Below are 23,873 nucleotides of genomic sequence, written 5' to 3'. Positions count from 1 at the left end.
ATTATTGGATCCTTTTATTTTAATAATAATCTTTCACATTTTTCAAACGCTCTTTCGCGCGTTTATATTCTGCTTTTCTGATTTCTTTTTTACGTTTCATCAAATTTTTATCGTAAGAATAATTACGTTCTATTCCCTTGATATCTCTTTCGTATTCTTCTTCTAAACGCTCTAACCGATCATCAATTCGATCTTTGTAATAATCGTCACGATGAGAATTTGACCATTTATAACGTTGATTATCATTTAAGATTTTATCAATATCACGTTGTAAATTGTAAGAAATCTCTCTTTTTTCTTCTACCTTTATCGTAACCAGATAAATTACGATCTCTTCCAACTCTTTCGAAATCTTTACTTGCTTGTTTTTTTAAAGCAATTATTTTATTTTTTTGACTACTTGATATTCCGTAATAATCAGATCTTTCAATTAAAACATCGACATTTCTATTATTTCCATCATTTGGTCTATTTTGCGCATAACTTGACATTGTAAACAACGCAAAACCAAAAATTAAAAACTTCTTCATATTCTAAACTTTCATTTAAACAATGCAAAGTCCGTGCTGAAATGAATAAATTATTAAAATATATATTTAATCGACAACTAATCAATAAATTAATTAAACCTTAGTTTTTTCTAACGCTTGCAAAATATCTTCGATAATATCCACTTTATCCTCCAAACCGACTGATAAACGAATAGAGCCTGGCCTAATTCCCAAATCTGCACGTTCTGCATCTGATAATTTTGCGTGAGTTGTAGTTGCTGGATGCGTTGCAATCGATCTCGAATCCCCTAAATTAGACGTATATAAAATCATTTCTAATGCATCAATAAATCTGAAAGCACGTTCTTTTCCTCCTTTCACTTCAAATGTTACGATTCCACCCCCGCCTTTCATTTGTTTTTTCGCCAACTCATATTGCGGATGCGATAGTAAAAATGGATATTTTACATCTGCAATTTCAGCATGATTTTCCAAAGCTTCTGCCAACGCCAACGCATTTTCGCAATGACGATCCATACGAAGTGGCAACGTTTCTAAACTTTTAGAAATTGTCCATGCATTAAAAGCTGACATCGCTGGACCTGTATGACGAATAAAAAACATCATTTCGTTGATTAATTCTTCTTCCCCTACAACTACTCCACCCAAAACTCGACCTTGTCCGTCCATATATTTTGTTGCAGAATGAATAGATAAATCAAATCCAAATTGCAAAGGTTGTTGTAAATATGGTGTTGCGAAACAATTGTCAATTGCAAAAATAACATTCGGATGTTTTTCTTTCAATTTTGCCAAAGATTCTAAATCAAATAATTCTAATCCAGGATTTGAAGGCGATTCTAAGAAAACAATTTTTGTATTTGGTTGAATTGCTTTTTCCCAATCCTCGATATTTGGCGTTTCTACATATGTATAAGTTACGCCCCAACGCGGAAATAATTGCGTAATTAATTGATGCGTAGAACCAAAAATTGCACGACTCGATACAATATGATCTCCACTTTTTATATACGAAGCAAAAGATGCAAAAACAGCAGCCATTCCCGAAGCAAAAGCTAAACCTGCATCTGCTTTTTCCAAAGCACAAACGCGATTAATAAACTCTGTTGTATTTGGATTTGCATAACGTGAATAAACCATACCTTGCTCTTCTTCTGCAAAAATTGCACGTCCTTGCTCTGCGCTATCAAAAATAAAACTTGATGTTAAATATAATGGAACCGAATGCTCGCGAGTAGCAGATCTTGGCGCTTGCTCACGAATTATCTTAGACTGATCTTTTTTCATAAGAATCAAAGTTAACGATAGTTTTATTAAGCAAAAAGCTTTTAATAAAGTTTTAAACAGAAATTATTTCTATTTTCAATCGTTATTTCGATAATTTGACTGTTTCTAAAAAGATTTTTAGAAATATTTCAGAAACGATTTTAAAACTTTCATTTTCATCACGATTAAAAATAATTAAACGAGTAATTATTCCTAAAATTTCATTCAAATTTAATCTCTACCTTTGCAATCTTATATCAATTTATGTCATTCGAAAATTTAGGATTATCACCATATTTATCAAAAGCAATTACAAAACTTGGATTTTTAAAACCTTTTGAAATTCAGACCGAAACAATTCCATCAATTTTAAAAGGAAAAGATGTGATGGGAATTGCAAAAACTGGTTCTGGAAAAACCTTGTGTTTTGTTACGCCTTTGCTACAAAAAATTCAACATCAATCGTACGAAAAATCTCGTAACATAAAAGCGTTAATTTTAGTTCCAACACGTGAATTGGCAGTTCAGATTGAACAAACTTTTGCAGGATTGCAAACTGCTTTACGCCGTGAGGTACAAACGCAAGCGGTGTATGGAGGAACTTCGATTAATCCACAGATGAAAAATTTGTATGGAACAGAAATTTTGATTGCAACTCCTGGTCGTTTATTGGATTTGATGGATCATAATGCGTTATCATTGGATCAATTGCAATATTTGGTGATTGATGAAGCAGACAAAATGTTTCAATTAGGATTTGGAGATGAGATGAACCTAATTTTGAAAAGTGTTCCGAAAAAGAAACAATCGATTCTTTTTTCTGCGACTTTGAATGATAAAATTGATGAAATAAAATCTACATTAAGTATTGATCCAATTGTTGTCGAAATCAAAAAACAAGAAATTGATTTGGAACAAATCGAACAAGTTGCTTATAAAGTTGATGCCGAAACAAAAGGTCCTTTTTTACGTTATTTAATCAAATCTGAAAACTTAGAACAAGTTTTGGTTTTTGTTTCTTCGACACGAACTGCAGATAATTTAGTAGAAAAATTAAAAAAGAATAAAATCTCTGCAATGGCGATTCACAGTAAAAAATCCCAAGGCGCTAGAATGGATAATTTGGAAGATTTTAAACTAGGTGATATTAAAGTTTTGGTTGCAACTGATTTGATTGGACGCGGAATTCATATCGAAGGTTTACCAACTGTTATTAATTATGAATTACCTCGTTCGCCTTTAGATTATGTGCACAGAATCGGGCGTACAGGTCGTGCAAATGCAAACGGAAAGGCAATTAGTTTGATTACAGAAGAAGATTTGCATCATTTCAAAATCATTCAGAAAAAAATGGGTAAAAAAGTTGATTTACTTCCAACTGATGATGTGAATCTACACGGATATTAAAATAAGTTTTAAGTTATGAGTAATAAGTTCAAAGTTTTCTCTGAACTCATTACTCATAATTTTTTAATTAAATCAAGTCCAAAGATATTGTCTAAACTCTATTAATTTTTTCAACATTTGATTATCTTCTTCATATTGATTATTTTCTAAATTATCATTATCGAGCTTACGTTTATTCCACCAATTATATAAGTTTTCAATTTCAATTTTTGCATTTTTATGTTCATCATCATACATCCAATCAACATGCCCTTTAAACAAATGTTCTTTTACAATACAATCGGATAAAATCTGAAAAACAAGCATATAAGATAACCATATCCTTATCTAACCATTCATCTTTTAATGTTTCTATTTTTAGAAGATTCGAAGGTTTCATTATTAATTTATTTTTCAAAACTCATAACTATTGACTCACAACTTCTATATATGTGGACCAAGCATATTTTTAGGATCAAGGATTTCGTCCAAACGCTCTTTCGACAATAAACCGTGATCTAAAACCAATTGATAAACACTTCCTCCTGTTTCTAAAGCTTCTTTCGCAATTTTTGTACTTGCTTTGTAACCAATATACGGATTTAAAGCTGTAACAATTCCAATACTATTTTGTACTTCATTTTTCAAATGTTCTGCGTTTGCTGTAATTCCATCTACACATTCAACGCGTAGCGTATTCATCGCATTTGTTAAATATTGAATCGATTCCATAATCGAAAAACCAATTATTGGTTCCATTACATTTAATTGTAATTGACCAGCTTCGGCAGCCATTGTTATTGATAAATCATTTCCAATGACTTTAAAACAAACCTGATTTACCACTTCTGGAATTACAGGATTTACTTTCCCTGGCATAATCGAAGATCCCGGTTGTTTCGGAGGTAAATTAATCTCGAACAAACCTGTTCTCGGTCCTGAAGTCAACAGACGTAAATCATTACAAATTTTAGACAACTTCACACAAAGACGTTTCAGAGCAGATGAATAATCAACAAATGAACTTGTATCCGAAGTTGCTTCCACTAAATTATCAGCCAACGAAACATCTTCATTCATGATCTCAGCAATTTTAGTTGTACACAATTGTGCATAACCAGGAACAGCATTCAATCCAGTTCCAATCGCAGTTGCACCCATATTTATCACTAATAATTCAGCAGCTATTCGATTCAAATTATCAACTTCTTTATGCAACGTATTCGAAAAACCTTCAAACTCTTGCCCAAGTGTCATTGGAACCGCATCTTGCAATTGTGTACGTCCCATTTTTATAACATTACTAAATTGTTTCCCTTTTTTATCAAAAGCCTCATACAACGAAGTTAATGCCTCAACCAAAGGCTTGTTCATATTAAATAATGCTAATTTCAAAGCAGATGGATAAGCATCATTCGTAGATTGCGAAAGGTTCACATGATCATTTGGCGAACAAAATTGATACTCTCCTTTTTGTTTTCCTAAATACTCCAAAGCAATATTTGCAATTACTTCATTTGCATTCATATTTGTAGAAGTTCCCGCACCACCTTGTATCATATCGATTGGAAATTGCTCTGTATATTTACCAGCAATTAACTCATTTGAAGCGAAAGAAATCGCATCAAATAATTCTTTCGATAAAATTCCTAATTCGTGATTAGCTTGTGCAGCACCTAATTTCACAATACCAAGTGCCTTTACAAATTCGGGATAATGTGACAAATAATTATTGGAAATTTTGAAATTATTAATGGCGCGTTGCGTTTGCACACCATAATAAGCCGTTTCAGGAATTTGTAATTCTCCTAATAAATCAGACTCCGTTCTCATTTTATTTATTGTTTGTTATCGACAATTAAAGGTAAGGAATAATCTAGTATCTTTTTGAAAAGCATTTTGTCAAAAAATTCAAAAAATCTATATCTTTAAAACATTAACACAAAAGAGATGAAAGCAGCTCGTTATTATTCATTAGACGTTTTTCGTGGCGCAACTGTTGCGTTGATGATTTTGGTAAATAATCCAGGAACTTGGTCGGCTATGTTCGATCCTTTGGAGCATGCAGAATGGCACGGATGTACGCCAACAGATTTGGTTTTTCCGTTCTTTTTGTTTGCTGTAGGAAATGCAATGGCTTTTGTGATTCCAAAATTACAACAACAACCTCAACAAATTTTCTGGCAAAAAGTAATTAAACGAACAATTTTAATTTTCGGAATTGGATTATTCATCAATTGGTGGCCATTTTTCAAGTGGGATAATAATGACCTTATTTTCAAAGCATGGAAAGATTCAGAAGAAAGCGGAATCCGAATAATGGGCGTTTTACAACGAATTGCAATTGCTTATTTTTTCGCTTCGGTGATTGCTTTTTATTTTAAACAAAAACAAGTTTTATTGATAAGTTGTGCGATTCTTCTACTTTATTGGGTTTTAACTTTCGGACTTGGAACTTCTGACCCTTATTCATTAGAAGGTTTTATAGGGACTAAAATTGATAATCAATTGCTTGGTTTAGCGCATATTTACAAAGGAGAAGGTGTTCCGTTTGATCCCGAAGGAATTTTCAGTACAATTTCTACTATTCCACAGGTTTTATTTGGGTATTTGGTTGGTGATTATATTCAGAAACAAGGAAATATCAATTGGTTGAATCGTCCGCTACCAAAAACTGACAATCCACAATATAAAATGTTAGCTGGTTTATTTGTTTTAGGAACAATTGCATTGACAATTGGTTACGTTTGGCAATGGGACTTTCCGTACAATAAAAAGATTTGGAGCAGTTCTTATGTTTTCAACACAACTGGTTTAGCAATTTTAACAATTGGCGCAATGATTTGGTTCATCGAGATTTTAGGCATCAAAAATGGTTTTATGAAATTTTTTGATGTTTTCGGAAAAAACCCTTTATTCATCTTTGTTCTGAGCGGATTATTACCTCGATTATTAGGTTTAATCAGAATTGAAGCTGGTTTAAATGACAAAGGAGAAATCAAATTCACTTCTCCATTAGGCTGGTTTTACGAAAATATTTGCGCAAAGATTTCTGGAATCCCAGAAATTGGTTCATTTGTTTATTCGCTAATTTTCTTAGCTTTCTTTTGGTGGTTAGCTTATTTATTGGATAAAAAGAAGATTTATATAAAGGTGTAAAAATTTTGAGTCTTAAGTCTTGAGTGACAAAACATGTCTCAACATTTCTTATTTTAAACTTTCTTATAAACCGCATAAAACTGATAAAAATGTTTAATATTCTCAACATCAAAAATAATTTGTTTCCATTGATTTAATTCCAAAATCAACTGATTATCGTGCTGAATAAATTTTCCGACAAAAATTTCATCATCATTCAAATACAAACCAAACTTATCATTTACCAAATGTAAATTTTCCACTTCCAAATGTTCAAAAAATAAAATAGATGATTCTTCTTCTGTAAAATCGATAGGTGAAGCGATATTCGAAGAATATTCTAACGCAATAAATTGATGCGAATTATAGATTGGAAAATAGATCGACGGATAGTTTTCTATATTAGAAAATAATTCTTTTTTTAACTGAATTATTTCTCGTGATAAAAAAGGAATCGCGCTCAAATTTTTAACATTTCGAAATGTATCAGCTTCCTCAAAATAATTATCAAAGTGTAATATTTCGTTAACTGTTAAGTTTTTTTCGATTAAATGACTAATCGGAATGCTAAAATATTTAGCAATTAGAGAAATCGTTTCAATTCGTGGCTCTGCACGTTTTTCTTCGTAAGATGAAATATTCCCTCTACTAACATCGAATAAATCAGCAAAAGCTTGCTGAGTTAAGTTCTTAACTTGTCTTAATTTCTTTATATTTTCACCAATTTTTGTCATTATTTAAAATTTTAACATTTTTATTTGCTAATTATTTTAGCAAATTGTTTAATTTTATGGAAACAAATTACAAAAAACACTAATAACAACAAAATGAATTATTTTTCGAAGATTGAAAATTTTATTCAAAACATCAATTACACCATCACTTACAAAGACGAAAAAGAAGGTGTTTTTATGATTGAAAATTTATTGGATGGTGTTCAAAATCTGATTGTAGGGATTGCACCACCTGTTATCATTTTCGAGTTGTATTTATTTACAATTACAAATGATAATCTGGAAATGCTAAAAGCGTTGTTGATGAAAAATCGCGATATCATTCATGGTGCTTTTGCAATAACAGAAGACGGAAACAAAGTCATTTATCGTTACACACTTCAAGTTGCGAATCTTGATCAAAACGAATTTGAAGCAACGTTAAACTCTTTGAGCTTATTGATGAGCGAATATTCTGCTCAATTAATCGAATTTTCTAAACAATAAAACAATATCACTATGAATATTTTCAAACGTATTTTTAGAATTGGACAAGCGGAAATACATTCGGTTGTCGAAAAAATGGAAGACCCAATCAAAATGACAGAACAAGGAATTCGCGAAATGCGCGATGATCTTAATCAATCATTAGAGGCTTACGCAAAGGTAAAAGCAATGGCAATTCGTTCGCAAAATAGCGTCGACAAGAAGAAAGAAGAAGCTGCAGATTATGAACGAAAAGCAATTCTTTTGTTAGAAAAAGCTGGGCGAAATGAAATTACAATTGAACAAGCCGAAAATTTAGCGAAAGAAGCTTTGAGCTTAAAAAATCAATTGTTAGAAGAAATTACTGAATTAGAAAATCAAGTGATTATTCATGAAAAATCTGCAAATGAAGTGCACAAAAACGTTGAGGTTCTTAAATTCAACATTAATAAATGGGAAAATGAATTAACAACATTAAAAGCTCGTGTAAAAGTTGCTGATGCCACAAAACAAGTAAACAAACAAATGGCAAAAATTGATGCGAATAGCACAATTAGCATGTTAGAACGCATGAAAGCCAAAGTAGAAGAAGACGAAGCACTTGCACAAGCTTACGGAAGTTTAGCGGACAATTCGAAAACCGCTGATGACGAAATTAACGAAACCTTGAAAGGAGATTTGATTCAAAATGAATTAGAAGCTTTAAAGCTAAAAATTCAGTCGAAAAATCAAGAATAAATCACTTTTTATAGTGAATTATTTCTATAAAATTTTTAGTAAATTAATCTCTTTTAAAAAATCAAAACTATGGCATCTAAATATGAATACAAAACAATAGAAATAATGCCTAACGCTGGCTTATTTTCTATCAAAATAGATAAAACATTTTTGGATGATTTACTAAATAAATATGGAAATGAAGGCTGGGAATTAATCACTTCCACTCCGCTTTCCATCAACAGCACAACGAAAATTATTTATTATACATTCAGAAGAGCTATTTAACATTAAAAATTAACACTAAATGACCGAAATTTTAGACCTTCTTTTTAATCCATTGGCCAACGGAATTATGACCATTTTGATGGGATTTTCTCTTGTCTATTGGGTATTTCAACTGTTAGCTGGTGACGGAATTGATCTTGGAACAGATTCTGATTTTCATATCGGAGACATCAATGATGTTGATGCCCACCACGAAATTGACGCTGATCACGATGCTGATGCAGACGTGCATCACGAACCAGGTTTTTGGGCAAAATGTTTAGAATTCATCAATGTTGGTAAAGTTCCGTTAATGGTGATTATTACTTTGTTCAAATTTATCAGTTGGGTGATTACCATTATTTCTTCGATTGTTTTTGGATTAAGCAAATTAGGATTGTATTCAGTTTTAATCTTAATTCCGGTTTTCATCATCGCTTATTTTATGATGCATTGGATCACTAAACCATTAGTTAAAATGTATTCAGAATTAGGTTATCATGGAGAAGAAGAAACTGATTTTATCGGAAGAGTCGGAAAATCAAAATCTAAAATCACAGGAGATAAAATAGGCTCTGCGGAATTTCAAATCGAGAAAGATATTATTACGCTTAACATCAAAAGTCAAAATGGCGAAGAAATTAATTTTGGAGATACCATTATTATCACCGACGAATCGCCTTCAAATCATTATTATTTCGTCATCAAACATATAACCTTAAACAACATTTAACACTATTATGACACTAATATTTCAACTTACTTCGTTTCTTATCGAAGAAATTTTAATCTTAATTATTCACTAAATCAATCAAAATATAATAAAAATCTCATGACAAATTTTATTCTTTTAGCAGTTGGTGTTATCGTTTTCATCTTTATTGCTTTCATCGTCGTTTTAAGCGTTTTCTATAAAAAAGTTCCGCAAGGAAAAGCCATCGTTCGTACTGGTGTTGGTGGATCGCAAGTAGCTTTCAACAAAGGAATGTATGTAATTCCTGTTTTCCACAAAATGGAAATTATGGACATTTCGATTAAGAAAATTGATATTACTCGTCAACAACACGATGGTTTAATTTGTAAAGACAACATTCGTGCAGATATCAAAGTTGCATTTTTTGTTCGCGTTAATAAATCGGTGAATGATGTAATCAATGTTGCACAAAACTTAGGAACAGAACGAGCATCAGAACCAGAAACATTAAAAAGTATTTTCGAAGCAAAATTCTCAGAAGCTTTAAAAACAGTTGGAAAAAAATTCGATTTTATCGAATTATACGAAGCTCGTCGCGAATTTAGAGATGAAATTTTAAATATCATCGGAACAGACTTGAATGGATATATTTTAGATGACTGTGCGATTGATTATTTAGAACAAACTGAATTACAATTCTTGAGCCCTGATAATATTTTAGATTCGGAAGGAATTAAAAAAATCACCGAATTAACGGCTCAACAAAATATGAACGCCAACTTAATTCGTCGTGAAGAAGAAAAAGTAATCAAAAAACAAAACGTTGAAGCGCGCGAAGCAATCTTAGAATTAGAGCGACAATTAGCCGAAAAAGAAGAGCGTCAACGCAGAGAAATCGAAAATATAAAAGCGCGCGAAGAGGCAGAAATTGCAAAAGTTCGCGAAGAAGAACGTCTAAAAGCTGAATCTGTTCGTATTACAACAGAAGAGCAATTGGCAGTTCAAGAAGAAAATAAATTGCGTCAAATTATTATCGCAGAAAAAAATAAAGTTCGTACTGATGCAATCGAAACGGAACGCGTTGAAAAAGATCGTGCATTAGAGCAAACAGAACGTGAGCGAATTGTGACTTTAGCTCAGATTGATAAAGAAAGATCTATCGAAGTTGAGAAGAAAAATATTCAAGGCGTTATCAAAGAACGTGTTCTTTTAGAAAAAGGCGTGATTGAAGAGCAACAAGGCGTAAAAGATGTTGAAGTTTACCGTGAAGTTGAGCGTCAGAAACAAGCCGGAATTATTGCTGCATCGCAAGAAGCGGAAGAGCGTTTAATCGAAACTGTAAAAGCTGCGGAAGCGGCAAAAATTGCGGCAGAGCAAGAAGCTGCTCGTCAAGTTATCGAAGCAGATGCACAAAAACAAGTTGCAGAACGCAAAGCGCAAGAGTTATTAATTGATGCGGAAGCTAAAAAAGAAGCTTCTGCAAAAGAAGCTGAAGCTCGTAAAATAATTGCTGAAGCACAAGCAAAAGAAGAAGCTGCAATTGGTCTATCTGAAGCAGAAGTAATGGTTGCAAAAGCAGAAGCAGAAGAAAAACAAGGAACTGTAGAAGCATCTGTTATCGAGAAAAAAGCAGAAGCGTTACGTAAAGAAGGCTTAGCACAAGCAGAAGTTGTTCGTGAAAAAGCATTAGCAGAAGCAAAAGGAATTGAAGAAAAAGCAGAAGCTATGAAGAAACTGGACGGTGTTGGAAAAGAGCACGAAGAGTTCAAACTTCAATTACAAAAAGAAAAAGATATCGAATTGGCTCATATCAACATTCAAAAAGATATTGCTGGAGCACAAGCTGAGGTGTTATCAAATGCATTGAAATCTGCGAAAATTGACATTGTTGGTGGAGAAACAATGTTCTTCGAAAATATTGTCAAACAAGTTTCGAATGCAAAAGGTTTCGATCATTTAATCGACAATTCGAAACACGCAACAGACATCAAAAATGCATTGATTGACGAACATGGCGGAGGTGATTTAGCTGGCAAAGTAAGAAGTCTTGCTGATAAATATGGTATCTCGTCTAACGACATCAAAAACTTAACAATTACTGCGGCATTAATTAAATTACAGCAAGCTGCTTCGGCTTCTGGAAATAACGAAGATACTGGATTTATAAATTCTCTTTTCGGAATTGCGAATCAGTTAGGTGTTTCAAATAAAAAAATAGGTTAATCCATTAAACAATAATAGAGTGATTGAATCTATTCGTTTCAATCGCTCTTAATTACAGTTTAATCACCTTCTAGATTTTAATTTAATGCAAGAAGAAAAAAATATTAACGTTACCGAAACGCTTGATGCAGGCGCGTACGAAATCATCCGAAAAAGACTTCTTACACAAAAAGATTTTCTTTCGGAAAGATTAACGAAATTGAATGATGCTCGAAAAGAAGTCTTCAATTCTACCAATTTTGCATTAAGCGCAAACCAAAGAATTACGACAGAAAATACATGCGTCGCACGTGGAATTATCGCGTTCGATAAATTGTGTATTTTTGGTTACAACGTGCATTTCGGTTTACGCACAGACATTCAGTTGAGCGATGTTTTTAGTATTTATCTGTTTCAAGAAAATCAATTTATTCCTCAACCTCTCGACTTAATAAACGATCAGAATTTCTTTACAGATTTTCAGAATTTATATAAATATTACCGCGATTCTATCTTTTCTAAATTTCGTAGAACAGATAATTATCTATACATGGTTTTCCAAACCAGTAAAAGCGCACAAGATTTGAAAGCGTTTAAATGGTTAATCAAAGACGGAAAATTAATTTATCAAGATGATCGCAGCATTCACGAAGTAAAAAAAGCAGATCAATTTGATTTTGAATGGCAAAAAACTTCTATCGATGATCGTCGATTAGGAAAGTTTCCACATATTTCTATTTTAGATAAGATTTTTATCGAAGCAATTGGTGGTGATATTACTTTTAAAATTGAAGATAATACGGATTCAGGAAAAGGAATTTTCACTGAAAAAGTGACACATTTAGATCAACAATTAGACGATGCCGAATATTATTATGCCGATTTAGGAAATCTAATTGCGGTTAAAATAAAACCGTTTCAAGAAGATTTCAGAGCCTATATTTACAATGTTCGCACCAAAGAAGTTATCAACATTCCTGCACTTTTAGATGCAGCAGTTCTGTTACCCGATAATCAAGGTTTAATTTTTTCGAATGGTTATTATTTACAAAACGGAACGTATCATCTTTTCGATAATAATAATTTAGAGCATTTTCAATTTTTCCGTCGTGTAAATTCTCCGAACGGAGAAGATTTTATGTACATTTTCAATCAAGATGAAACCAATACATACATTCTTTTATCGTACAATATCATTCAACAAACTGTGGAAACACCTATAGTTTGTAATGGTTTTACGATTTTTAAAGATGGAAGTTTAATTTATTTCCGCACCGAAGAAGAAGCGACAAGACATCATCAAGTTCAAATTTGGCAAACACCTTATGTTGAACGTTTGATTGAAAATACAGAGAAAACAAATCATCCATTATATAAAATTGGGAACAAAGACATTGTGAAAGCAATGGCTGAATCTCAGGAGGTTATTCAATTAATCAACAAAGAAGATTCGTACGAAGGTTTATACGAGGACATTGTAAAAAAAGCGAATAATATTGTAGATGGCTATTTTTGGATTAATGATCAAGAGACTTTTGAGCTTGCTGTTCCTTTATTAGAAATAAAAACAGTTGCCAATACAGCGATTGATGAATTTGCTAAAGTTCAAATTCAGAAAAAATTTGCGCAAGAAACCTTAGAAAAAACGGAAGAATCGATTGAAGAAATCGTTTTCAAAGTAAATAGCACAACGTACAATCAATTGGATTTATTGGTTGAACATTTAGCTGAGGCTCGTAAAATTCAAGGAAAAGTTATTGATTTACGTTCAATTCGCTACATCAATTTAGAGCGTGTTCAAGAATTAGAAAACCGATTGCAAGAGGTAAACGAAAATTTATCAACCAAAACAATTGAGTTTCTTTTATTGGATGAAGCACTAATTCCATACGAAGAAAAAGTTGCTGAACAGAAAAACTTAGTAGCTTCTATCGAAAAAGTCATTGATGCGAAAGTTATCGAAGAAGCCTGTCTTAAAATTGCCTCAGAATTAGAATTATTGATTGATATTCTGAACAGTTTAAAAATTGAAGACGCAACACAAACAACAAAAATCATTGAGAAAATCTCGGTTATTTTTGCTTCGCTTAACGAAGTTCGTGCCCAATTAACACGTCAAACTTCTGCGTTAAAAAGCAAAGAAGCTGTTGCAGAATTTTCTGCTCAAATCACGTTGTTAGAACAAAGTGTGGTTAACTTTTTAGAATTATCAACAACTGCCGAAAAAACGGAAGAATACAATACAAAAATAATTGTTCAACTTGAAGAATTAGAAAGTAAATTTTCTGATTTTGATGATTTCGCCTTGAAAATTGCAGATAAGCGCGACGAAATTATCAAGGCATTCAATTCGAAACGTGAACAATTAGTTGAACAAACCAACAAACGCACCAATTCATTAGAACAAATTGGCTTGCGCGTCTTGAAAAATATCGAAAATAAAGCCAAAACTTTTTCTGAGAAAGAAGAAATTTTAGCGTTTTATTCTTCGGATTTAATGATTGACAAAATGCGTCAAATCATTCAAGAATTGAAGGATTTAAAAGATGTTTCGAAAGCCGAAAACCTTGAAAATCTATTAAAAAAATCGCAAGAAGATACGCTTCGTGTTTTACGAGATAAAACTGAACTTTTTGTTGATGGGCAAAATATTATTGCGCTTGGTCAAAATAAATTTACGGTCAATACGCAGCAATTAGCGCTGACATTGTTGAATCGTAACAACGAATTATTTTATCATTTAACAGGTACAAGTTTCTATCAAAAAGTTAAAAACGATGAGATTTATCGTTACCAAGATATTTGGAACCAAGAATTTGTTTCGGAAAATCAATTGGTTTATCGTGCTGAATATTTAGCTTATCAAGCTTTTTTAGCAAGAAATGAAAACGATTTTGATGCTGAAAAATTTATCAATCAAATCATTGAACAAAATTATTCGGAAGGTTATATAAAAGGCGTTCACAATTTTGATGCGTTTCGAATTTTTACTGAATTGGTCAACATAAATTCGAAATTAGATGTGTTGCAATTTGATGCGCCAACTCGTACAACTGCTCAAATTTTTTGCCATTCTTTAGAAAAGAATTTGCAAGATAAGTTGAATGCAATGATTAATTCGGCTCAATTAATTTTGAAAAATTTGCCGAATTCAACTCGATTTGAAAATATTCTAAATGAAATCAAATCGCTTTTTGAAAATTGGGAAACTGAATGGGATAAAACAATAACAACTTCAGAAAAAGTTGCCAATTATTTGTTTAGAACTTTCACAAAATATCAAGCTTTTTCGATGAGTAATGAAGCTGAAAATTTTCGAAAAGAATTCATTAATTACTTAGAGAAAAATAAAAATTCAGATGATTTTAATGCGTTGATTGCAGATGAACAATTTTCTTCAACCGAAAAATTTTACTTGATCGAAAACTGGATTCATTCTTTTATCGATGAAAATGAAAATTTTTCAACTTACAGAAATGTTGTAAATGAAGTAGCAACGATGTTATTGTTTTCTAAAGATAAATTTCAGTTAATAAATGGAAATTCATCTATTATAATTGAAGATTTAAAAGGAAATCATACCGTAATAATTGATGGTATTTATACACAAAATTATCATGAAATCATTTCTAAATTAGAGGATTTTTCAACTGTTGATGTTCCAAATTTTAAATCATTCCAAAAGTTAAAAGAAGAAATTTCGAAAGCTTATGAAAAGGATTTAAAAATCGCAGAATTTGAACCAAAAGTTTTAACATCATTTGTTCGAAATAAATTAATCAACGAAGTTTATTTTCCTTTAATCGGAAATAATTTAGCCAAACAATTGGGAACTGCAGGCGATAACAAGCGTACTGCACGAATGGGAATGTTGTTGTTAATTTCGCCTCCTGGTTATGGAAAAACGACGTTGATGGAGTATTTAGCAAAAACAATGGGCCTACATTTTGTGAAAGTAAATGGACCAACAATTGGACATAATATTACATCAATCGATCCAATAGAAGCCAAAACTTCTGGAGAAAGAGAGGAATTAAAAAAGATAAATCTTTCGTTTGAAATGGCAGATAATGTAATGTTGTACTTGGACGATATTCAGCATTTGAGTGCCGAATTTTTACAGAAATTTATTTCATTAGCCGATGGACAGCGAAAAATTGATGGAATTTTTGAAGGAGAAAGTAAAACCTACGATTTACGCGGAAAACGTTTTTGCATTGTAATGGCAGGAAATCCATATACGGAAAGCGGCTCTAAATTTCAGATTCCAGATATGTTGGCTAATCGTGCTGATGTTTATAATTTGGGTGATGTAATTGGTGATACGGAAACGTTGTTCAATTTAAGTTTGATTGAAAATGCAACAGGAGATAATCCTTATTTGGATAAAATTGCTTCAAAAAGTTTGACAGATTTTTACAAGTTAACAAATTTTGTAACCGAAAATCAAGAACAACTTCCGGATTTGGAAGGCAATTATTTGAAACAAGAAATTGATGATTTTATTGCAGTTCTAAAACATGTGATTAAGATTAGAAATATTGTCGTAAAAGTCAATCAAAATTATATTTCGAGCGCAGCAATGCAAGATGATTACAGAACGGAACCGCCTTTCAAAATGCAAGGTTCGTACAGAAATATGTCAAAATTGGTTTCGAAAATTGTTCCAATGATGAACGAAAAAGAAATTAACGAAACTATTTTAGCGCATTACGAAAGTGAATCGCAAACATTGACAACAGATACAGAATCGAATTTGTTGCGATTAAAAGAAATTGCAGGTTTGATAACTGCTAAAGAAAAAGAACGTTGGGAAACGATAAAAGCAACCTTTGTAAAAAATAACAAACACGGTGGCTTGAATAAAGACGATAAAGTTTTTGCTCAATTGCTCGAATTCAATGAAAATTTGGAAGGAATTATCCAAGCTATTTTGAAAAAATAAACTAAAAGCCGCTCATTGAGCGGCTTTTTTTTATTCACTAAATTTATCTCCTCTGAATATTTTCACAGGATTCCCTCTTGCAATAGACGTTTGATTATTCCATTTTTTTTGAACCAAGTCCTTCAATTTATTGGTTTCAAATCCTTGTAATTTCAATAACAAACGAGTTGTTGCAGTTTTTTTGTTCTGATGTTGTGAACGTAAATCCATCGAAACAGCCGAAATTCCACTTGGTTGATGTATCGCACGAACAGCCGAATTTACTTTGTTTACATTTTGTCCACCATTTCCAGAGCTTCGCATTGTTTGGTATATAATTTCATTCGGATTGATTGAATTTTCTTTCGGAATTTCTAATTCAAAACAACCAATAAACCAATTTTTTCGTTGATGAAATTTTCGGTATGGACTTTTACCAATCCATAAAATTGCTCCAAGCCAAGTTTTTAAAAACGTGTTTAAATCATTTCCTTCAAGTTCTATAATCACAGATGAAAGTTGATGAAAATCTTTATCCATTTCTCTTTCAATTATGTCAAACTTAATTTCAGATTTTGTGCACGCTTCCGAAAACTTTTTAAAAACATTAGTCACCACAAAATTGCATTCCGCTGGTCCTCTACCCGATGTAAGTTGAATAATTTTTTTCCTCATCATTATTTATCCATTCGTACAATTTTCGGTGTAAAAGTTCCCAACACTTTCACTAATTCAGTCTGTAAATTCATCACCGTTTTTATGTTTTTATATGCCAAAGGTGCTTCATCTACACTTCCGCCAATCAGCTCAATTCCTGCATCTTTCAATTGTGAATTCATAAAACTTTTAGTAATTGTTGATTTACATTTCGCACGCGACATTTTTCGTCCCGCACCATGCGAAGCCGAATTAATACTCAATTCATTTCCCAAACCTTCAACAATGTAACCGTTCGCGGTCATCGAACCTGGAATAATTCCTAAAATTCCTTTTCCAGCTGGCGTCGCTCCTTTACGATGAACAATTCGTTCCGTTCCTTCAACCATTTCTTTCCACGCAAAATTGTGATGATTTTCGATGTTAAAAACGATACGTTTTCCCAAAGCTTTCGCAATTCTTCGGTGAATATCATCGTGACAAGCCTTGGCATATTCGCCAGCCAAATTCATCGCTGCCCAATATTCTTGGCCATCGTACGTGTCCAAATCTAACCAAGCCAAATGCTGAACTTGCTTCGGAAGTGGACATTGTTTCGTCGCCAAATACGTATAATGTTTTGCAATATTTGCACCCAAACCACGCGAACCACTATGCGATAAAACAGCCAAATATTCTCCTGGAATCAAGTTCCATTCAGGTTTTACCTCATCTAATTTCACAATCCCAAATTCAACAAAATGATTCCCTCCACCAGAAGTTCCTAATTGTTGATAAGCTTTTGTTTTTAAACTTTTCAAGATTGGAATTTCATCAAAAATAGAACGTTCAAAAATTTCATGATCCGCTTTTAGTTTATGCGTTTCATACATTCCGAATTTGGTATGATCTTGCAAAATCTGAATCAATTGATGCGATTTTCCTTTCAAAAAACTAGCTGGCAAATCGTAAACCGAAAGACTCATTCTACAACCAATATCCACACCAACTCCATAAGGAATCACAGCATTGTCTGTTGCTAAAACTCCTCCTATTGGTAATCCATAACCCGAATGCGCATCTGGCATCAAAGCTCCTTTTACCGAAATTGGCAATTTCAATGCATCATACAATTGAAATTTCGCTTGTTCATCAATTTCATTTTCTCCAAAAATTGAAAAAGGTGAACGCATTGTTTTTAATTCTTGTAATCTAACCTCAACTGGTTTTATTAATCCTTCCGCAACTTTTCCCCAAATTCCGTCACCAATGTACTTTTCTGGTTCAAGCAAAACTTCTTTTGCTTCATTGAGAATCGTTTGTTTCTTTTCTTTTTTTCTGTATCGATGAATTTGCCCAATTGCAATATTGATCGAATTATTTTTTGGAAAGCCTATTTTTATAAAGTCCTTTCCAGAGATTTTATTTCCCATGATTAATATCTTTTAGATAACTGATGTTCTTTTTCCATCAGCATTTCAGCGATTTCAATCGCTAAATTTTTATTATTAAAAAATTTCCGTTTCGTAAAAGGATTTTTAAATTTTGGTTTTCGTTCATACGAATACCCTCCTCCGACTATTTTCTTTAAAAGGATTCCTTGATTTTTATACTTATCAAAAAAATGATCGATTTGCGCTTCTTCGCGCTTCAAATCAATATCAAGCGGTTTGTAATGCGTAATCATATTTGGTTTTATAATCAATCGAAAACGCCACGGTTGTAGAAATTCATAAATTCCTTTGAAACGTTTTGTCTTGGGATCATACACCTGAATACACACAAAATATAGACGTTCTTCATCATTCAAAATTGAATACGAACCTGAATATTCGTAAGGTTGCAATTGTTTCAACTCTTGAATTCTCTGAACATAAATTCGCTTTCCGTTTCGTTTTCGTTTTTTTACAAACTTTCGCGTTTCTGCATATTGAGAAGTATTAATTTTCTTTAGAATTTGAGTAAAAAACTCAATCTCATTTTCTTTTTTAATATCTTCTCTCAATACAAAATATCGCTCAAAACCTTTTTGACACGGCTCTTTTAAAAGAACAAGCGGAATTTCTTTTTGTTCTTTAAAAATTTCTTTTTGACGTTTATATTTCTCTCATACATTTTTTTCTTTCGTTGTTTTTACACTTCTTTTCCTCGCTCTTTTTGTTCGTAATTGAGTAGAAAAGAAAATTGAATCTTCCATAAAATGGATTATTTAATTGCAAATAATTATTTTGAAATAATTAGCGCTAACTATTTCTTCTTCGGAAGTTTTTAGAAGTTATTCTGAATCTAGAATAGAATAATAAAAGAAAAAGCCCGAAGAATCCTCCGGGCTTTTGATATAATAAGTAAATTATTTACGATTTATAAGCACGAAGAATGCTCATTGCAAAATCTGTTGCAATAGCTAAAAACTGATATGTCGTTTCTTTGAACATTTTATTTCTTCGTTATTAAATTGTTATACGTTATGATTTTTATCAGTGCAAATTTAAGTCAATAAAATTCACATTTCCAAATCCTTTGTGAAATTTCACTAAAAATAGGGAGAAAAATATTATTGATTTTTAACATTCATTGTATCATACAACGAATAATTTTTTAGATTCTGAATTGTGTTTTTTCCACTAATAATACGAGATTCATTCGGAATTAAATCAAAAAAATTATCATCAAATTGATTATTTTCATCAAGTAAATAAACATCTTTTGCCAAAACATTTGTCGAAATTTCGAATTGGTTATGACTGATCTTTTTGATTTTAATTGTTGATTTTGTTAAAGCTAAATCTTTCGGTTTTTCGAAGAAATAATTTCTCGAATACTTTTCTCCATTTGATTCAAATTCAATTCGAAGAAAAGCTTTAGTTGAAGAAGATCCTTTTAAAATTTCATCAGTTAATTCCATTATTTTAGTTGAAGAATTTGATAAAATAATTACATCTTTATCGTTAGTCCAATGTGTATTTCCATTAAAATCTACCACAGAAAATTTTACTTTTCCTTTCAAATCTTTCAATAAGTCATTTACGATATAAATTTTGTACACATTTTCTTCTTTTTCTACTGAAATCAACACATTTTCGAAACTTCTTTTCACTTGATAATGTAACGCTTTCCAATTTCCTAATTTATCCAAAGACGACCACGAAGTTACTGGCCAAACGTCATTCAATTGCCAATACAAACTTCCCATATTATAAGGTTTTGCACGTCGATGTGCTTCAATTGCCAACTGAATTCCGCGTGCTTGTAACAATTGAGAAACGTAGTTATACTGCACAAAATCGATCGGAACAACATAATCTCGCTGCATATATTCGTTGATTGTTTCCCAACCTTTTGGATGTTTTTGATGCGCTAAAATTATTGCAGAATTTTTACTCAATGTATCTTTTTCAGAAAACATTGATTTCACCGTTTTCAACGTTGGCATTCCTTGAAAACCATATTCAGAAGCAAAACGTGGAACTTTTTTTTCATACGTTTCAAACGGTTCCATTCCCCACCAAACGCCCCAATAATGCGAATCTCCTTGCGTCAAACTTTCTTTTCTTCGCCAACCAATCGAAGGTGAAGACGGCCTATAGCGATTCTCTGATTTTGGTAAAATCGAATCTAAAACATTCGGAATAATATGATGAAAAGTCGTTTGATAATCTTTCCAAATACTCAACGAATCTTGTTTCGACCAGCCCATTTGTTTCTGATATCCCCAATTTTTCCACGCTTCATCAATTTCATTATTTCCACACCAAAGCGCAATAGAAGTATGATTTTTTAGGCGATTCACTTGATCAATTGTTTCTTGTTTTACATTGTTAAGAAAATCTTGATCGCCAGGATAAAAAGCACAAGCGTACATAAAATCTTGCCAAACCAACAAACCTTTTTCGTCGCATAATTCATAAAAATAATCGTCCTCATAAATTCCACCACCCCAAATACGAATCATATTCATATTGGCTTCAACCGAACTATTTATCAACTTTTCATAATCATTTTTTGAAACTCGTGAAACAAAATTATCTTGCGGAATATAATTTGCACCTTTCATATAAGTTGGAATTCCATTCACTTTAAAATAAAACCTAGAGCCAACTTCGTCTTTTTCTTGTACCAATTCTATCGTACGTAAACCAAATTTTAAATACTTAGATATTTGTTCATTCCCTTGTTTAATTTTGAATTGATAATCATATAAATACTGTTTGCCCATTCCATTTGGCCACCATAATTTTGGATTGTGAATCGTTTCATCAATCGAAAAATGATTAATTCCTTTGGTTAATTTTTGAGTGATTATTTTCTGATTAAAATTAATTTCTACAGCTGTATTTTGTTCCGATTGGATAATAAATTTAAACTTTACTTTCGCTTGATTTTTATCCAATTTGATAATTTCATAAGACAAGTCATTCAGTTTTAAATTATTCCAAGAAATAAGTTCAATTGGTTTATAAATCGCAACCGTAGTCAATCTGATCCCCAATCCCAACCATACTGATATTGCGCTTTTCGAGTAAAAACACGCTCACCTTCTGGTAATTTATATGGAAGAAGATTTGCTAATCGTTTTCCTTCATTAGGCGACGATTTGAATTGTATTTCGAGAATTTTTTTTATCTTTCAGTAAATCTTTGATCGAAAATTCTCACATTCGAAACATATTAATCTCATCCAGAATTAATTTTCAGTTCAGAAAAACTTTTACATATGTATCCAATCCATTAATTTTTAGCTGAATATTTTGCGCTATAAGTTCAGCTTCAGTCAAATAAAAAAAACTATAAAGATCATCCTTTTGTAATACGTAAATAAAGAAAAAGGATAGAAACGTTATTCTCTCAATTATGCGATCAGTTCATGATTAGACGTAATTATGCTAAAAGCTTTTAGGGTTTAAAACAAGGACACTATCAAAAATACTAACTTTCACTATTATTCAAACAATAAACAGAAACAAAAATAGAAATATTAACAACTTAAAAATTAATATTACCTAAATGCACTACGGGTTTAAAATATAATTCATAATATTTTTCAAAATACTTGCAGTCTGCACGGAAAAGATTATTTTTGCCTATTCGACAAATAGAATATGAAAAATATCCGTAATTTCTGTATTATCGCCCATATTGACCATGGTAAAAGTACCTTGGCCGATCGTTTATTGCAAGTAACAAACACGATTTCTGATCGTGAGTTACAAAATCAAACTTTAGACGATATGGATTTGGAACGCGAACGCGGAATCACAATTAAATCGCACGCCATCCAAATGGAATATGAAAAAGATGGTGAAAAATATATTTTAAATTTAATTGACACTCCTGGTCACGTGGATTTTTCTTACGAGGTTTCTCGTTCGATTGCCGCTTGTGAAGGAGCTTTGTTAATTGTAGATGCTGCACAAAGTATACAAGCACAAACCATTTCTAACCTTTATTTGGCTTTAGAAAATGATTTGGAAATCATTCCAGTTTTGAACAAAATCGATTTACCTTCTGCAAATCCAGAAGAAGTAACAGACGATATTGTTGATTTGATTGGTTGTGATCCCGAAGATGTTTTGCGTGTAAGTGGAAAAACAGGTGAAGGTGTGTTAGAATTGTTACACACAATTATCGAGAAAGTTCCTGCACCAGTTGGTGATCCAGATGCACCGTTACAAGCCTTGATTTTTGACTCTGTTTATAATCCTTTCCGAGGAATTGAAGCTTTTTACAAAGTGGTAAATGGAGAAATCAAAAAAGGAGATCAAGTAAAATTCATGGCTACCAACAAAAAATATGGTGCCGATGAAATTGGAACATTAAAACTGAATCAAGTTGAGAAGAAAGTCATTAAAACTGGAGATGTAGGTTATATTATTTCTGGAATTAAAGAAGCTTCTGAGGTAAAAGTTGGAGATACAATTACATTAGTTGAGAATCCTGCAAGCGAAGCTATTGATGGTTTCGAGGAAGTAAAACCAATGGTTTTCGCTGGTATTTATCCGGTTGACACAGAAGATTACGAAGATTTGCGTGCTTCTATCGAAAAGTTACGTTTGAATGATGCTTCATTAACTTTTGAAGCTGAATCTTCTGCTGCTTTAGGTTTCGGTTTCCGTTGTGGATTCTTAGGAATGTTACACTTAGAAATTATTCAGGAGCGTTTAGAACGTGAGTTCAACATGACGGTAATTACAACTGTTCCTAACGTTTCGTATGAAGCGTACTTGGAAAAAGATCCAGAAAAAATGATTCCGGTTCATAATCCATCTGAATTACCAGATCCATCAGGATTAAATCGTGTTGAAGAACCATATATTCGAGCAGCAATCATTACAAAATCTGAATTCGTAGGTCCTGTAATGAGTTTATGTATTGAGAAACGTGGTGAATTACAATCTCAAAATTATTTAACTCAACATAGAGTAGAAATGATTTTCAATATGCCTTTGGCTGAAGTTGTATTCGATTTTTATGATCGATTAAAATCTATTTCAAAAGGATATGCATCGTTTGATTATGCACCTTCTGGAATGAAAGCTTCAAAATTGGTAAAAGTTGACATCATGATTAACGGTGAAGTTGTAGATGCTTTATCTGCCTTAATTCACGTTGATAATGCCTACAATATTGGAAAGAAAATGTGTGAAAAATTACGCGAATTAATTCCTCGTCAACAGTTTGATATTCCAATTCAAGCCGCGATTGGTGCAAAAATTATTGCGCGTGAAACAATCAAAGCATTACGTAAAGACGTTACTGCAAAATGTTATGGTGGTGATATTTCTCGTAAACGTAAGTTATTAGAAAAACAAAAAGCTGGTAAGAAGAAAATGCGTCAAATTGGACGTGTAGAAGTTCCCCAATCTGCATTCTTAGCTGTTTTGAAATTGAATGATTAAAATTCTTTTTATATACCAAAAGAGGCTGTCTCAAAAG

General features: G+C 32.2%; 20 protein-coding genes and 1 pseudogene. 10 read left to right on the top strand and 11 right to left on the bottom strand.

The genetic code is table 11. The features are described from left to right. Positions 1–19: 19 nt before the first annotated feature. The 3 genes from B4G36_RS11470 to B4G36_RS11460 all read right to left on the bottom strand — a co-directional run bounded on the left by B4G36_RS11470 (position 20) and on the right by B4G36_RS11460 (position 1,799). Complete coding sequence (locus B4G36_RS11470) at positions 20–340, bottom strand: hypothetical protein (protein WP_291064100.1); 321 nt, start codon at positions 338–340, stop codon at positions 20–22. After that, the gene (locus B4G36_RS11465) at positions 264–530 is read right to left on the bottom strand and encodes a hypothetical protein (protein WP_291064099.1); all 267 of its coding nucleotides are present in this window, start codon (positions 528–530) and stop codon (positions 264–266) included. The genes B4G36_RS11470 and B4G36_RS11465 overlap by 77 nt, the downstream gene beginning before the upstream one ends. A gap of 93 nt (positions 531–623) precedes the next feature. After that, positions 624–1,799 (bottom strand): trans-sulfuration enzyme family protein, encoded by a 1,176-nt coding sequence (locus tag B4G36_RS11460; protein ID WP_291064098.1) that lies wholly within the window; start codon positions 1,797–1,799, stop codon positions 624–626. A gap of 243 nt (positions 1,800–2,042) precedes the next feature. Between B4G36_RS11460 and B4G36_RS11455 the strand changes: the two genes are divergently transcribed. After that, entirely contained in the window at positions 2,043–3,185 is a 1,143-nt protein-coding gene (locus B4G36_RS11455) for a DEAD/DEAH box helicase (protein WP_291064097.1), read from the top strand. Positions 3,186–3,257: 72 nt separating this feature from the next. Here B4G36_RS11455 and B4G36_RS11450 read toward each other — a convergent pair whose 3' ends face one another. Together B4G36_RS11450 and aspA are read right to left on the bottom strand one after the other, a co-directional pair. Next, positions 3,258–3,491, bottom strand: a complete 234-nt coding sequence (locus B4G36_RS11450; protein ID WP_291064096.1) for a hypothetical protein — start codon at positions 3,489–3,491, stop codon at positions 3,258–3,260. A gap of 117 nt (positions 3,492–3,608) precedes the next feature. Further along, positions 3,609–5,006: an aspartate ammonia-lyase gene (aspA, locus tag B4G36_RS11445; RefSeq protein ID WP_291064104.1), complete on the bottom strand. Its 1,398-nt coding sequence runs from the start codon at positions 5,004–5,006 to the stop codon at positions 3,609–3,611. Between the two features lie 108 nt (positions 5,007–5,114). On the opposite strand from aspA, the gene B4G36_RS11440 reads away from it, so the two are divergent. Beyond that, positions 5,115–6,323 carry an acyltransferase family protein gene (locus B4G36_RS11440; RefSeq protein ID WP_291064095.1) on the top strand — a complete coding sequence of 403 codons (1,209 nt, stop codon included), beginning with the start codon at positions 5,115–5,117 and terminating at the stop codon, positions 6,321–6,323. A 53-nt stretch (positions 6,324–6,376) separates the two neighbouring features. Here B4G36_RS11440 and B4G36_RS11435 read toward each other — a convergent pair whose 3' ends face one another. Further along, a complete protein-coding gene (locus B4G36_RS11435; protein WP_291064094.1) occupies positions 6,377–7,036 on the bottom strand; it encodes a helix-turn-helix domain-containing protein in 660 nt (219 codons plus the stop codon). Positions 7,037–7,129: 93 nt separating this feature from the next. On the opposite strand from B4G36_RS11435, the gene B4G36_RS11430 reads away from it, so the two are divergent. From B4G36_RS11430 to B4G36_RS11405, 6 genes are all read left to right on the top strand, one after another. Beyond that, positions 7,130–7,522, top strand: a complete 393-nt coding sequence (locus B4G36_RS11430; protein WP_115001905.1) for a molecular chaperone Tir — start codon at positions 7,130–7,132, stop codon at positions 7,520–7,522. Positions 7,523–7,534: 12 nt separating this feature from the next. Further along, entirely contained in the window at positions 7,535–8,239 is a 705-nt protein-coding gene (locus B4G36_RS11425) for a PspA/IM30 family protein (RefSeq protein ID WP_291064093.1), read from the top strand. Positions 8,240–8,308: 69 nt separating this feature from the next. Then, positions 8,309–8,506, top strand: a complete 198-nt coding sequence (locus B4G36_RS11420) for a DUF4177 domain-containing protein (RefSeq protein ID WP_125350043.1) — start codon at positions 8,309–8,311, stop codon at positions 8,504–8,506. 19 nt (positions 8,507–8,525) lie between these two features. Next, entirely contained in the window at positions 8,526–9,218 is a 693-nt protein-coding gene (locus tag B4G36_RS11415) for an OB-fold-containig protein (RefSeq protein WP_125350042.1), read from the top strand. Positions 9,219–9,317: 99 nt separating this feature from the next. Next, on the top strand, positions 9,318–11,402 hold the full coding sequence (locus B4G36_RS11410; protein ID WP_291064092.1) for a flotillin family protein: 2,085 nt from the start codon (positions 9,318–9,320) through the stop codon (positions 11,400–11,402). A gap of 85 nt (positions 11,403–11,487) precedes the next feature. After that, positions 11,488–16,326: a DNA repair ATPase gene (locus tag B4G36_RS11405; protein WP_291064091.1), complete on the top strand. Its 4,839-nt coding sequence runs from the start codon at positions 11,488–11,490 to the stop codon at positions 16,324–16,326. A 30-nt stretch (positions 16,327–16,356) separates the two neighbouring features. Here B4G36_RS11405 and prfH read toward each other — a convergent pair whose 3' ends face one another. The 5 genes from prfH to B4G36_RS14040 form a co-directional block, all read right to left on the bottom strand. Then, complete coding sequence (gene prfH / locus B4G36_RS11400; protein ID WP_219035381.1) at positions 16,357–16,980, bottom strand: peptide chain release factor H; 624 nt, start codon at positions 16,978–16,980, stop codon at positions 16,357–16,359. 2 nt (positions 16,981–16,982) lie between these two features. Next, positions 16,983–18,374 carry an RtcB family protein gene (locus B4G36_RS11395; RefSeq protein ID WP_291064090.1) on the bottom strand — a complete coding sequence of 464 codons (1,392 nt, stop codon included), beginning with the start codon at positions 18,372–18,374 and terminating at the stop codon, positions 16,983–16,985. A 2-nt stretch (positions 18,375–18,376) separates the two neighbouring features. After that, a complete protein-coding gene (locus B4G36_RS11390; protein ID WP_291064089.1) occupies positions 18,377–18,946 on the bottom strand; it encodes a hypothetical protein in 570 nt (189 codons plus the stop codon). A gap of 549 nt (positions 18,947–19,495) precedes the next feature. Further along, positions 19,496–21,430 (bottom strand): beta-mannosidase, encoded by a 1,935-nt coding sequence (locus B4G36_RS11385; RefSeq protein ID WP_291064088.1) that lies wholly within the window; start codon positions 21,428–21,430, stop codon positions 19,496–19,498. After that, positions 21,415–21,546, bottom strand: coding sequence for a glycosyl hydrolase 2 galactose-binding domain-containing protein (locus B4G36_RS14040; RefSeq protein WP_409410938.1), 132 nt, complete (start codon positions 21,544–21,546; stop codon positions 21,415–21,417). Before B4G36_RS14040 ends, B4G36_RS11385 begins: the two co-directional genes overlap by 16 nt. Positions 21,547–21,708: 162 nt before the next feature. On the opposite strand from B4G36_RS14040, the pseudogene B4G36_RS11380 reads away from it, so the two are divergent. Both B4G36_RS11380 and lepA read left to right on the top strand, forming a co-directional pair. After that, a pseudogene (locus B4G36_RS11380) lies at positions 21,709–21,944 on the top strand (IS982 family transposase); the annotation flags it as partial. Between the two features lie 95 nt (positions 21,945–22,039). After that, positions 22,040–23,836 carry a translation elongation factor 4 gene (gene lepA / locus B4G36_RS11375; protein WP_038332533.1) on the top strand — a complete coding sequence of 599 codons (1,797 nt, stop codon included), beginning with the start codon at positions 22,040–22,042 and terminating at the stop codon, positions 23,834–23,836. Positions 23,837–23,873: the final 37 nt, after the last annotated feature.

This window comes from Empedobacter sp. UBA3239 (assembly GCF_002362875.1).
Taxonomy (GTDB): Bacteria; Bacteroidota; Bacteroidia; order Flavobacteriales; family Weeksellaceae; genus Empedobacter; species Empedobacter falsenii_B.
The sequence above is the reverse complement of the archived record's forward strand: the minus strand, read 5'-3'. Positions and strand labels throughout refer to the sequence as shown.